Consider the following 12,599-nt stretch of genomic DNA (forward strand, 5'->3'; position numbering starts at 1 on the left):
CAGCCGCGACCCCACATGATCCAGAGCATCCTTATGCGCCCAGATATCGAACCCGACGTTCTCCCGAACCAGGATCTCGTCCGACACCGCCTCCAGCTTGCCGCGACCCTCCTCCGACAGAGAACCGTTCACGACCACCAGCACATGAGCCGCATGCTCACGCAAACCCGCCAACGCGTACGGAACATAATCGTCCACACCACCACGCCGGTCGAACACCACATACACGACGAGCCGACGACCACCCACCGGAAAAACACCCGGCACCCGACTCACGACTGTCATGCTCCTGTGGGCCCCCGGATCCGGTGATGATCATCGACAGGCCCGTCCCGTCGACGCGTCGCGGGCCGTCGACCATCCTAGCCCGGGGTCAGACGCGACCCTGGGCGAGTGCCTTGAGCAGATAAGCCCCGTACCCGCTCTTCACGAGCGGCTCGGCACGCTCGCGCAGTTCGTCGTCGGTCAGGAAGCCCATTCGCCAGGCGACCTCCTCAGGGCACCCGATCGACAGGCCCTGGCGCTTCTCCACCGTGCGGATGAAGTCCGTCGCCTCCGCGAGCGAGTCGAAGGTCCCGGTGTCGAGCCAGGCCGTACCGCGCGTGAGCACCTGCACCTTGAGCTTGCCGCGGTCCAGGTACTCGCGATTGACGTCGGTGATCTCCAGCTCGCCACGGGGCGAGGGCTTCAGCGCCTTGGCGATCTCGATCACATCGTTGTCGTAGAAGTAGAGGCCAGGCACCGCGTAGTTGCTCTTGGGCTGCGCGGGCTTCTCCTCGAGCGAGACCACTCGGCCCGCGTCGTCGAACTCCACCACACCGTACGCCGTGGCGTCGTCGACCCAGTATCCGAAGACGACGCCGCCGTCGAGCTCGGTGTACTGCCGCAGCTGCGTGCCCATCCCCTGCCCGTAGAAGATGTTGTCGCCGAGAACCAGGGCCGCGGAATCCGAGCCGATGTGCTCTTCTCCCAGGACGAAGGCCTGCGCGAGTCCGTCGGGCGAGGGCTGGGTCTTGTAGGTGATGGACACCCCGAACTTCGAGCCGTCGCCCAGCAGACGCTGGAAGGACTCCGCGTCGTGTGGCGTCGTGATCATCAGGATGTCGCGGATTCCCGCGAGGATCAGTGTCGACAGCGGGTAGTAGATCATCGGCTTGTCGTAGACCGGGACCAACTGCTTCGAGACGCCGAGAGTGATCGGGTGCAGCCGGGAGCCTGTTCCTCCGGCGAGAATAATGCCACGCATGGTGAACAGTCTCCCTGATCGGCCCCACCTGAACAAACGCCCCGAGTCTCACAGGAGGGCTCCCGCTACGCTGGGGGGCATGCAGAGACTGCTCGTCACCGGCGGCGCCGGCTTCATCGGTTCAAATTTCGTGCACCACGTCATCGAGAACACCGATGCCCATGTCACCGTGCTCGACAAGCTCACCTACGCGGGCAACAAGGCCTCTCTCGAGGGCCTCCCCAGCGACCGCCTGCGCTTCGTCGAAGGCGACATCGCCGACGCCGAACTCGTCGACGGCCTGTTCGCCGACGTCGACTCGGTCGTGCACTACGCCGCCGAATCGCACAACGACAACTCCCTGCACGATCCCCGCCCCTTCCTCGACACCAACATCATCGGCACCTACACGCTGCTCGAGGCAGCCCGCCGTCACGATCGTCGCTTCCACCACATCTCGACCGACGAGGTCTACGGAGACCTCGAGCTCGACGACCCCGAGCGGTTCACCGAGCAGACGCCCTACAACCCCTCGTCTCCTTATTCCTCCACCAAGGCCGGCAGCGATCTGCTGGTGCGCGCCTGGGTGCGTTCGTTCGGCGTGCGGGCGACGATCTCGAACTGCTCGAACAACTACGGTCCGTATCAGCACGTGGAGAAGTTCATCCCGCGCCAGATCACGAACGTCATCCGCGGCATCCGGCCCAAGCTGTACGGTGCAGGGCTGAACGTCCGCGACTGGATCCACGCGGACGACCACTCGTCTGCGGTGCTCACCATCCTCGACAAGGGGGAGATCGGCGAGACCTACCTGATCGGTGCCGACGGCGAGAAGGACAACAAGTCCGTCGTCGAACTGATCCTCACTGAGATGGGTCAGCCGGCGGACGCCTACGATCACGTCACGGATCGCGCCGGTCACGATCTGCGGTACGCGATCGATTCCACGAAGCTGCGCACCGAGCTGGGCTGGACCCCGGCCTTCGGCGACTTCGAGTCCGGACTCGCCTCCACCATCGCTTGGTATCGCGACAACGAGGCCTGGTGGGCCTCGTCCAAGGATGCCACCGAGTCGTTCTACGCCTCCAAGGGACAGTGATGACGGAGTTCGGCAAGGCACTCGCGGTCACCGAGACCGCGATACCCGGACTGCTCCTCGCGGATCTGCCGGTGCACGGCGACTCCCGCGGCTGGTTCAAGGAGAACTGGCAGCGCGAGAAGATGGTCGCGGCGGGTCTGCCCGACTTCGGACCGGTGCAGAACAACATCTCCTTCAACGACGCGATCGGTACGACGCGCGGCATCCATGCCGAGCCCTGGGACAAGTGGGTCTCCGTGGCGACCGGCCGCATCTTCGGCGCATGGGTCGACCTTCGCGAGGGCCCTTCGTTCGGAACGGTGTTCACGGCGGAGATCGACCCCTCACAGGCGATCTTCGTACCCCGCGGCGTCGGCAATGCGTACCAGACGCTCGAGCCCGACACCGCCTACGTCTACCTGGTGAACGATCACTGGTCGGCCGATGCGGAGTACTCGTTCCTGAACCTCGCCGACGAGACAGCTGCCATCCAGTGGCCGATCCCGTTGTCCGAGGTCGAGATCTCCGCCAAGGACCACGCACACCCGCGTCTCGCGGATGTCACGCCGATCCCCGCCAAGAAGACGCTCATCGTCGGCGCCGGCGGTCAGCTGGGCCACGCGCTGCGCGCGCACTTCGGCGAAGCCGCCGAATACGAGTACGTGGGACGGGACGAGCTCGACCTCTCGGACGGGTCCTTCCCCTCGGCCCGCCGTTGGCGCGACTACGCGACCATCATCAACGCCGCCGCCTACACCGCGGTCGACAAGGCGGAGACCACCGAGGGAAGAGCAGACGCCTGGGCCGCGAACGTCACCGGCGTCGCGGCTCTGGCGAAGATCGCCGTCGACAACGGCATCACGCTCGTGCACGTCTCGAGCGACTACGTGTTCGACGGCACCAAGGTCGGCGAGTACACCGAGACCGACTCCGTCCGCCCTCTCGGCGTGTACGGCCAGACCAAAGCTGCAGGCGACGCTCTCGTCTCCACTGTCCCGCGCCACTACATCATCCGCACATCCTGGGTGATCGGCGAAGGGAACAACTTCGTGCGGACCATGGCCTCGCTCGCCGAGCGCGGCATCGACCCTCGCGTCGTGGACGATCAGGTGGGACGACTGACGTTCACCACCGATCTCGCCGCCGCGATCGCGCACCTGATCGACGGCGATGCCGAGCCCGGCATCTACAACCTCAGCAGCACGGGAGAGCCGCAGTCCTGGGCCGACATCGCCCGCGAGGTGTTCTCGGCGGTCGGACATGACCGCTCGCGCGTCACCGGCGTCACGACCGAGGAGTACTTCGGTTCCGCCGATGCCCCGGTCGCACCCCGGCCGCGCAACAGCGTGCTCGATCTGTCGAAGATCATCGCAACGGGTTTCACGCCGCTCGACGGCGCCGCGCACCTGCGCGACTACCTTCGTCGCTGACGGACAACAGAAGAGGGCCTGGGAGATATCCCAGGCCCTCGTCTTCTGTCCCCTCGAAGGTCAGGGCACGACGACGTTCTTGCAGCCCAGGAGCGTGTGCCCACCTGCGCCGTTGTTGATCGCGTAGACGCAGACCCCGTGGTTGCCCGGCGACATCGGCACCGTCTGGTAGAAACCGTGCTTGAGGCCCGTACCGGGGTATGCGGCCAGGACATCCGGGCGATCGAGGGCTGCGGTGTACGCGGAACCCACTCCGTCCACGTAGATGTGCACGGCGATCGGATCCGTCGTGTCCGGATCGATGGCCCATCCGGCGACGATCGCGCCGCCGGCCGTCGCCTGCAGTGCCTCGTAGTTTCCGAACGGAGCCCGTCCGCGATCCTGCACGGGCGCCGTGATCGTGACGCTCTTGCAACCGAGAAGGGTGTGGCCGCCCGGCCCGGTGTTGATGGCGTAGGCACAGACGCCGGTGGTGCCGTTGGGGACGGTGAACGACTCCGAGAATCCGTGCGCGTCGCCGTATCCCGGGTTGGCTCCGCCGACGTCGGCGCGGGCCTTGTCGGCCGAGTACTCGCGTCCGACTCCCGCGACGTACAGATGCACCTTGATCGACGACGCGGTGTCAGGATCGATCGCCCATCCGCTGGCCGTGACGGTGTTGCCGCTGACCTGAAGGGCTTCGAACGAGCCGATGGGCATCCGCCCTCGCTCCTGAATTCCCGAGGTCACGTTGACCTCCTTGCAGCCGAGCAGCGTGTGCGCTCCCGGACCAGTGTTGATCCCATAGGCGCAGACGGTCGACTTGCCTGCGGGAAGCGGCACCGACTCCTCGAAACCGTGGTTCGTGCCGTAGCCGGGGTAGAGCGTGCCGACGTCGGCGCGGTTCTTGTCGGCGGTGAACTCTCGTCCGATCGATCCGACGTACAGGTGCACCTTGATCGGCGAACGGGTGTCGGGATCGACCGTCCACCCCTTGGCCACGGCCGTCGTGCCCGAGACGACGACGGAGTCGAGTGCGCCGACCGGCATCCTCCCCTGCTCGGGGATCTGCGTGTTCACGGTGACCTTCTTGCAGCCGAGCTCCGTGTTCCCGCCCGCTCCGTTGTTGATGCCGTACGCACACACGGTCGCCGACTCACCCGAGACCTTGAGCGTCTCTTCGAAGCCGTGTCCGTCCCCATAGCCCGGGTTCGCCGCGCCCACGTCAGGGCGCGACTTGTTCGCGAGGAACTCCCGCCCGACTCCCGCTTCGTAGAGGTGGACGCGTGCGGGTGCCGCCGTGTCAGGATCCAGGACCCAGCCGGTCGCGGTGACGGTGCCTGGCGCGGTGGATGTGAGCGACTCGAACGCACCGATCGGCGCCCGCCCGCGATCCTCGATCACGGTGCCGGGGTGCGTGTTCTGCGAGCAGCCCAACTCGGAGTTCGCTCCGGGGCCGACGTTGATGGCGTAGGCGCAGATGGTGTGCACTCCCGCACCGGCGGGGATCGTCGCCTTGAAGCCGTGCTTCGTTCCGTGGGGACGGTACGCGGCCGGCAGATCCGTGCGCTCCACATTCGCGGTGAAGGAGCGTCCGACCCCGCCGATGTAGAGATGGACCTCGATGGGCGACGCCGTATCGGGATCGACCGCCCACCCCGTCACCTCGAAACCGTCCTTCACGGGCTTGATGCTCTCGACCGCGCCCGCGGGAGGGCCGCTCAAGCTCGCCAAGCGCTTGCAGCCCAGGAGCACGTTGGCGCCGGGTCCCGCGTTCATGGCGTACACGCACACCGTCGAGTCGCCGGAACCTGCTGCCGGGACGCGGGCGGAGAACCCGTGTTTGTTCCCGGCCCCCGGGTAGACGGCGCCCACATCGGGACGATCCTCGTCCGCGGTGAAGGCACGTCCGACGTCGCCCACGTAGACATGGACCGAGAGCGATGCGCTCGTGTTGGGGTCGATCGCCCACCCCGACACGGCGAACTCACCCGGACGGGCTTCGATCATCTCGATATTGCCGAAGGGGTTGTTCGCGCCGCCCTGTGTGGAGCCGAACCAGTCGGTGAAGTAGTTGTAGAAGTTGCGGTTGCCGTACGCGGAGCAGCCGTCACCCTCGCCGTAGCCCGCGCGCATCGCCGCTGCATTGGGCTGGTACGGCGTGTAGTAGTAGAGGGCCGACGTCGCCTTGTTGGCGATGTAGACGGGCGAGCTGCCGCAGTTCGCGTTCGGGTTGTAGAGGATGTTCCAGGTCCGACCCGGTGCGTACCACTGGAACCACTTGCCTTCCATGTAGATCTGCATCTGGCGCGCGGCGCCGTAGATCTGATGGAAGAAGCCGATGTAGTTCGGGTCGCAAGGCGCGGTGTCAGGGCACCCCTGCCCCAGCGCGATGTTGTATCGCCACGCGCTCGGCCAGGTGTGGGTGATCAGCCCCTGCTCCTTCTGGAGCATCACGATCAGCACCTGAGGATTGATGTTGCAGGACTGCGCGACACGGTAGATGATCCGCGCCGCGGACTCGTTGGCCGCGCCGGTGTAGCCGTCGCAGTAGGCGTCGGCGGGGCGGGTCACCGACGTGATGCGGAAGTCCTTGATGCAGACGTAACCGCTCTGACAGCTCGACACCTTGCTGTTGAAGAAGGCCTGGATCTGCGCCTCGGACATCGTGCCCGCGTTCGTGAAGACCGCATCGCTGATGATATTGCCCGCCTCGAAACCTGCAAGCGTGGACTTCACCATCCCGGCCGAGACCGGGTCGACGGCTGCTTTCGCGATGCTCGCGCTGCTCGAGCCGCTCGCGGAGACGGACGCGGTGGCGGCAGTGGCGGGGACCACCGTTCCGATGACAAGGGCGGAGACAGCGAGGAAACAGGTGAGGAGTCGGGGGAACCTCATGTTGTTTCGCGAGCGTGGGGCACGTCGAGACATGTGACCAGTGTGACGGAAGTTGCGTGATGATGCCACTGTTACACGCTTTGCGCCACAACTTTTCGGCGTGTCGCCCGTATGCGCAGGTTGCTCTCAGCGAATCACAGGTCTGCGTGCAGGCCCCAGAGGCGTTCCGCAGAGCTCGCCCAGGAGAAGGCTCGCGACCGGTCGCAGGCGAGCACGCGGAGTCTGTCCGCCGCTCCACCGGTCGCCTCGGCGACCGCGTCGGCGATCGCCTCGGCGGGGACCAGCATGCCCCCGTCGGCGATGACGTCCCGATGCGACCCGCTGGAGACCGCCACGACGGGCACGCCGAGCACCATGGCCTCCACCGCGCGCCACGGCCAGCCTGCCACCGCGTCCGTCGCGACATAGGCGGATGCGCCGTCTAGTACCGCTGCACGATCCTCGACGCTCAGTGCCCCCCGCACATGCGTGCGCCTCTCCGGCAGTCCTGCCGCCGCAGCGGCGTCGGCGTGACGAGGCTCCGCCCCTTCGGGCGCGTCGATGACCACCGCGTCGAGGCCGGCGGCCACCGCACCCCGGAAGCCGTCGGACAGACTCGAGACGGACCCGGTGAGAACCACGTACTCGTCGGGCAGCGAGAGAGCGCGGCGACGCTCGGACGCGTCACCGGGAGCACGGAATCCCTGAGGCGGTGCACCGGCGATCACACGGAGACGGTCGCCGATCTTCGCGAGCTCGGACAGACGCTCCGCGACGGCGTGCGAGGGCACCACGACCGCGTCGGCATGCCTGACGGCGCGTCGGAGCATGCCGCGCTGCCAGGCGACGCTGCCTTTGGAGAGCGTCTCCGGCGCTTCCCATGCGCGCAGATCCCACACCGTGACCGTGGTCTGGTCGTTGTCGTGCACGCGATCGTGGCGCACGAGCGGGGCCATGAGCGTCGGCGAATGGATCAGTCCCCCGCCGACACCGGGGACGATCCCGAGCTGCCAGGCGGCAGCGATTTCTCGGCGCCCCATGCCGAGGGTGCGGACGTCCCCGATTCCCGCCACGGGCACGGTCGCGCCCGACGGGACGATGGCATCGACCGCGCACCCGGAGGGCGCCGTCGCGACCAGTCCTGCCGCGAGTCCCACCGCGGCGTCCGCATGATCGGCATCGACGACGCTCACGAGCTGATCCAGAACAACACGCAGCCGAGCACCCATGCCCACAGGCTATCTTCGCCGTGCCGCTCCCCCACGGAACGCGCCGACCGCGCCGCCCGAATGTCAGCGTTCGCACAGTTTTCCCCCACCACCACTGCAGCGGTTCGTGCTTGAATGCTCGGGTGAGCGATGGTCGACTTCCCGTCCGGCGCCGATGGATCGGGTGGACCGTCGGCGTTCTGCTCTCCCTTCTCCTGATCGCCATCGGCTGGGTCTGCATCCGTGGGATCGGCGCGGTGAACGACCTCCAGCAGGTGGCGAAAGGCGCCTCTCAGCTGAAGTCTTCGATCGCGGCCGGAGACCTCGAGGGCGCCAAGCCGCTCGCGAAGAGCATCGCGCACAACGCGGAGTCCGCTCGCAGCCTGACGTCCGACCCCGTGTGGCACGCGTTCGGCGCCCTGCCATGGATCGGACCGAACTTCAGCGCGGTGAGCGAGATCGCCGAGATCGCCGACGACGTGTCGGCCGACGCGCTCACGCCCCTCCTCGACGTGGCGGCGGACTTCGATCTGGCGAGCCTGGGCTTCGCCGGCGGGGCGATCGATCTGGCGCCGTTCGCAGAGATCGCCGGCCCGCTCGGCACGGCCGACACCGCGCTCAGCACCGCGCAGCTGCACGCACGACGCATCGACGCCGATGCCACGCTCCCGCCGCTCGCCGACGCCATCCGCACCATGCGCTCATCCGTCACCGAGGCCGCGACGGTCGTGGGTTCGCTCCATGGCGCAGCCGTGCTGCTGCCCACCATGCTCGGCGGCGAGGGACCGCGCAACTACGTACTCGCGATGCAGAACAACGCTGAGCTGCGCTCGTCGGGCGGCATCATCGGATCCATCGCCCTGTTGCACGCCGAGGGGGGCAGGATCACCCTCCAGAGCCAGGCGTCGACGCGGGACTTCCCTCCGCTCGACACCGCGCTGCCCCTCAGCGACTCGACGATCGCGCTCTTCGAGGACCGTCCCGGCCGCTATCTGCAGAACATCACGAGCATCCCCGACTTCAGCGAGGCAGGAGCTGCCATCGCCGCCCGCTGGGAGGGTCGATTCGGTGGGACCGTCGACGGCGTCATCGCCGTGGACGCCGTCGTCGCGAAGCATCTGATCGCGGCGACCGGAGACCTCACGTTCGGCCCGTTCACGGCGACGCCCGAGAACGTCACCGACATCCTGCTCTCAGAGATCTACGCCGCGGTTCCCGATCCCGCCGTGCAGGACGAGATCTTCGCGCAGGCCGCAGGAGCGCTCTTCGGCGCCGCGCTGTCCGGAGGAGACCCGCGCGCACTGATCGGAGCACTGGCGACGTCGGCGGAGGAGGGCCGCATCCGGATCTGGAGCGCCCATGACGACGAAGAGGCCGTGCTCGCCGGCTCTGCACTGGGGGGCACGATTCCCACCGACAGCGTCGATGCGACCTACGTGGGGGTGCTGATGAACGACACCACCGGCGGCAAGATGGACTTCTACACCCGCGCATCCATCTCGACATCGGTCGGGAGCTGCCAGGGGACCCCGACCACGCAGGTGCGGGTGACATGGACCAACACGGCCCCCGCCGACGCCGCCACCTCGTTGCCGCCCTACGTCACGGCGGACGGCTTCTACGGCGTGCCCGCAGGCACGGTGCGCACGCTGATCGCCGTGTACGGCCCCGAGGGGGCGACGCCGTCGCGCATCGACCGGGACGGCGCAGAAGAGGGCGTGCAGACGGCGATGATCGGCGACCGCTCGGCTGTGCAGCACGAGGTCTCCCTCGCGCCGGGCGAATCGACGACGATCACGGTCGAGTTCCAGGGCACCGGTGCGGGAGAGCGACTCACGGATGTGCGGCACACCCCGCTGATCCACACCCCCGACACGACACGGGAGCCCCTCCGATGCGCCTCGTGACATTCCCGGCTCGATAGGGTACTGTCGACTCACTGGGGAATATCTGGCGTCTGCCATCCTGCCGTGGGGGCAGGAAGACGCCACGCAGTTGGATGCAGGGGTGTGTCCAAAAGCGATTCCGCGTGAAATTTCTGGGGAGAAATCATGCTGAAGAAACTGGCTGTCATCAGCCTTGCCGCTGGCGCGCTCGTACTCGTCGCGCCCACTGTGGCCACCGCTGCGCCGACTGTGCCGGCCGCGTCGTCCGACTCGTATCCGACGCCTCCCGGCGCCAAGGTCGGCGACCCGATCATCGACATCTGCGAAGTCTCGACGATCGTGTTCGGTCCGGGGTATTTCCTGGCGTCCGAGAACGTGAACGTGTCGGTGTCCGGCTACAACGCCGGCAAGGCCGCCGTCTCCGGCAACATCGCCGGCGCCGACGGAAGCCTGACCCTCACGTTCCGTCCGCCGTCCGACGGTGAGGGATCCTACGCCGTCGCCTTCAACGGCTCGCGTTCGTACACCGCCACGATCACGGTTTCGCACGGCCACGATGCGGCCACCAGCTGCGACCACGATCCCGGGGTTGCGACCGCGGGATCGGAGCTGCCGCTCACCGGTGGCGGTATCGAGCTGGCTCTCACCGGCGGAAGCGTGTCGCCCTGGGTCCTCGGCGGCGGAGCAGCAGCTCTGGTCGCCGGTGGAGCCCTCGTCGCGGTGGGAGCATCGCGCCGCAAGCGCGCCTAGGTCCGGCTGCCGCCTCGTGCGGTGGTCGACTGGACGACGGTGATCCCTCCCCCTCCGATCACCGTCGTCTGGTGCATCCGGTGGAATCCACCGGAAGCCCACGGTCGTTCTCCTTCGGGAGACGGCCGTGGGCTTTGTCGTTCATGGCGTCGGCACAGAGGGGCGCGCATGGGGTGCCGAGCGGGGAGCTCGACCCTCAGGCGGCCGTGATCACGGCTCGGGCGTCGGCGTCTCCGTCGGCGGATGCAGCTTCTGCTGGATCAAGTCGTGGATGAAGGCGTAGTCGGGCTGGTGCTCGTCCACGCCGGCGTCGGGGGTGAGCTCGATCGACGTGACCGGCTGCTCCTTCGCCTTGAGCATCAGGTCGAAGAACTCCGGCAGTTTGTCCGACGGGAGATCCGTGCTGATCAGGGCCGTCCCGGCCGCTGCCACCTCGTTGAATCGGGTGAGGACGGTCTGCGGCGTGAACTGGGCGAGGATGGCAGCCTGCAGCTCCCGCTGACGCTTCATCCGGTCCCAGTCACTGGTCGTGTAGCGCGAACGGGCGTACCACTGCGCCGTGTCGCCGTCCATGCGCTGCGTTCCCGGTTCGATCCAGCCGATAGCCCACTCGTTCACGTCGGTGCCCGTCCACCCCTCGGGCGGACCGCCCTTGGGCAGCCGCTCCGTGACGTCGATCTCGACACCACCCAGTGCATCGACGAGCTCAGCGAAGCCGTGCATGTCGACGAACACGTAGTACGGGATCTCGATCCCGAGTACGCCTTCGGCCGCATCCTTCGTCGCCTCGATACCCGGTTCCGACCCGTTGGCCACGGCGTCGGGGTAGAGACCGGCGCCGGCGTCTTCCCGGCAGACCTCGGCGGCGTTGCGCACGTGGTTCATCCATCCGTTCCAGCCGCAGGTAGAGGAGCCGTGGCCCTCGAACCCCTCCGGATACAGCTCCTGCATCGGGCTGCCGTCGCTGAACGGCGCGTTGGGGAGCTCCCGGGGGATGCCGGTGATCGTCACGGCACCGGTGTCGGCGTTCACCGAGACCACCGAGATGCTGTCGAACCTCATGGAGTCGCGGCCGTCGCCGCTGTCGGCTCCGAGGAGGAGGATGTTGTAGTAGCCGTCGCTGGGCTGCACACTGGGTCCGCTCTGTCCGAAGATCGAGCCGATGGTGTTGCGCACCGATCCGACGGCGGTGGCTGCGTATCCCGCCCCGCCACTGACGAGTCCCAGCAGTACCAGCGCCACGACCGGGATGGCGAGTCGGGAGACTCCTGGCACCTTCACAAGGCGCACCAGACGCAGGGTGTCGAATGTGAGCACCACCCAGAGCACGACGTATCCCACCAGCAGCACCTGAACGATCGTCAGTACGGCGGCCGAGAAGAAACCGCCACCGATCGTGAGCCACAGCAGGACAGGGCGTGCGAAGAGCGCGAGTCCGAGAGCGACGATCGCGAGGATCCAGGAGACCAGTGTGGCGCCGAGCCCGAAACGGCCGAGGCGGCGGTTGCCGGCGAGGACCTGGGCGGAGCCCGGCACCAGAAGGTTCACGGCGACCAGCCACCACCCGCGTTTGGTCATCATCCCCGAATCGGCGGAGTCCGGGTGCCGCAGCGGCCGGGTCTCGATCAGCGGGCGCCGTGTTGCGCGCGGAGGCGCAAGAGTCACAGGGAGGCCTTCAGCCGTTCGTTCTTCTCCTCGACCTGCGCCTCGAGATCGCGCGCGTGCTCCTCGACGCGGTCAGCGAGAGCGGTGTCGGCCGTTCCGAGGATCCGTGCGGCGAGCAGACCCGCATTGCGAGCGCCGCCGATGGAGACCGTCGCAACCGGGATGCCGGCGGGCATCTGCACGATGGACAGCAGGGAGTCCATGCCGTCGAGATACGCGAGAGGCACAGGGACACCCACCACGGGGAGCGGAGTCATCGAGGCGAGCATTCCCGGAAGGTGGGCTGCTCCCCCGGCGCCGGCGATGATGACGCGGATGCCGCGCGTGCGCGCTTCTCGCGCATACGACATGAGCTTGTCCGGGGTGCGGTGTGCGGATACCACCTCGACCTCGTGCGGGATGCCGAAGTCCGTGAGCGCCTGGGACGCGTCGCTCATCACACGCCAGTCGGAGTCGGATCCCATCACGACGCCGACCAGAGGCTCGGCGGAAGAGTGCAGT

At 67.4% G+C, this 12,599-nt stretch carries 10 protein-coding genes; 4 read left to right on the forward strand and 6 right to left on the reverse strand.

What is annotated here, in order from left to right; genetic code table 11:
• Both ASC55_RS04870 and rfbA read right to left on the reverse strand, forming a co-directional pair.
• The coding region (locus tag ASC55_RS04870) for a rhamnan synthesis F family protein (RefSeq protein ID WP_327038150.1) at window positions 1-285 on the reverse strand (285 nt) is incomplete at its 3' end.
• An 88-nt stretch (window positions 286-373) separates the two neighbouring features.
• The gene (rfbA, locus tag ASC55_RS04875) at window positions 374-1,246 is read right to left on the reverse strand and encodes a glucose-1-phosphate thymidylyltransferase RfbA (protein WP_055864306.1); all 873 of its coding nucleotides are present in this window, start codon (window positions 1,244-1,246) and stop codon (window positions 374-376) included.
• 79 nt (window positions 1,247-1,325) lie between these two features.
• Between rfbA and rfbB the strand changes: the two genes are divergently transcribed.
• Together rfbB and ASC55_RS04885 are read left to right on the forward strand one after the other, a co-directional pair.
• Complete coding sequence (gene rfbB, locus ASC55_RS04880; protein ID WP_055864309.1) at window positions 1,326-2,324, forward strand: dTDP-glucose 4,6-dehydratase; 999 nt, start codon at window positions 1,326-1,328, stop codon at window positions 2,322-2,324.
• The gene (locus tag ASC55_RS04885; RefSeq protein ID WP_442922346.1) at window positions 2,321-3,733 is read left to right on the forward strand and encodes a sugar nucleotide-binding protein; all 1,413 of its coding nucleotides are present in this window, start codon (window positions 2,321-2,323) and stop codon (window positions 3,731-3,733) included. Before rfbB ends, ASC55_RS04885 begins: the two co-directional genes overlap by 4 nt.
• 60 nt (window positions 3,734-3,793) lie before the next feature.
• On the opposite strand, the gene ASC55_RS04890 is transcribed toward ASC55_RS04885, so the two are convergent.
• Both ASC55_RS04890 and ASC55_RS04895 read right to left on the reverse strand, forming a co-directional pair.
• Window positions 3,794-6,610, reverse strand: a complete 2,817-nt coding sequence (locus ASC55_RS04890) for a hypothetical protein (protein WP_055864312.1) — start codon at window positions 6,608-6,610, stop codon at window positions 3,794-3,796.
• A 134-nt stretch (window positions 6,611-6,744) separates the two neighbouring features.
• A complete protein-coding gene (locus ASC55_RS04895) occupies window positions 6,745-7,818 on the reverse strand; it encodes a glycosyltransferase (RefSeq protein ID WP_055873218.1) in 1,074 nt (357 codons plus the stop codon).
• Between the two features lie 122 nt (window positions 7,819-7,940).
• Between ASC55_RS04895 and ASC55_RS04900 the strand changes: the two genes are divergently transcribed.
• Entirely contained in the window at window positions 7,941-9,704 is a 1,764-nt protein-coding gene (locus ASC55_RS04900; RefSeq protein WP_055873221.1) for a DUF4012 domain-containing protein, read from the forward strand.
• Window positions 9,705-9,848: 144 nt separating this feature from the next.
• A complete protein-coding gene (locus tag ASC55_RS04905) occupies window positions 9,849-10,433 on the forward strand; it encodes a hypothetical protein (protein ID WP_055864321.1) in 585 nt (194 codons plus the stop codon).
• A gap of 210 nt (window positions 10,434-10,643) precedes the next feature.
• Here ASC55_RS04905 and ASC55_RS04910 read toward each other — a convergent pair whose 3' ends face one another.
• Both ASC55_RS04910 and purE read right to left on the reverse strand, forming a co-directional pair.
• Window positions 10,644-12,014, reverse strand: a complete 1,371-nt coding sequence (locus tag ASC55_RS04910) for an LCP family glycopolymer transferase (RefSeq protein WP_235563093.1) — start codon at window positions 12,012-12,014, stop codon at window positions 10,644-10,646.
• 80 nt (window positions 12,015-12,094) lie between these two features.
• Window positions 12,095-12,562: a 5-(carboxyamino)imidazole ribonucleotide mutase gene (purE, locus tag ASC55_RS04915; protein ID WP_055875921.1), complete on the reverse strand. Its 468-nt coding sequence runs from the start codon at window positions 12,560-12,562 to the stop codon at window positions 12,095-12,097.
• Window positions 12,563-12,599 lie beyond the last annotated feature (37 nt).

It is taken from the genome of Microbacterium sp. Root322, from assembly GCF_001425645.1.
Lineage (GTDB): Bacteria > Actinomycetota > Actinomycetes > Actinomycetales > Microbacteriaceae > Microbacterium > Microbacterium maritypicum.

What these genes read in the sequence shown, in the direction of transcription:
- rfbA (WP_055864306.1), bottom strand. Translation starts at nt 1,246, where the DNA reads ATGCGTGGCATTATTCTCGCCGGAGGAACAGGCTCCCGGCTGCACCCG.
- rfbB (WP_055864309.1), top strand. Translation starts at nt 1,326, where the DNA reads ATGCAGAGACTGCTCGTCACCGGCGGCGCCGGCTTCATCGGTTCAAAT.
- ASC55_RS04890 (WP_055864312.1), bottom strand. Translation starts at nt 6,610, where the DNA reads ATGAGGTTCCCCCGACTCCTCACCTGTTTCCTCGCTGTCTCCGCCCTT.
- ASC55_RS04895 (WP_055873218.1), bottom strand. Translation starts at nt 7,818, where the DNA reads ATGGGTGCTCGGCTGCGTGTTGTTCTGGATCAGCTCGTGAGCGTCGTC.
- ASC55_RS04905 (WP_055864321.1), top strand. Translation starts at nt 9,849, where the DNA reads ATGCTGAAGAAACTGGCTGTCATCAGCCTTGCCGCTGGCGCGCTCGTA.
- ASC55_RS04910 (WP_235563093.1), bottom strand. Translation starts at nt 12,014, where the DNA reads ATGATGACCAAACGCGGGTGGTGGCTGGTCGCCGTGAACCTTCTGGTG.
- purE (WP_055875921.1), bottom strand. Translation starts at nt 12,562, where the DNA reads ATGGGATCCGACTCCGACTGGCGTGTGATGAGCGACGCGTCCCAGGCG.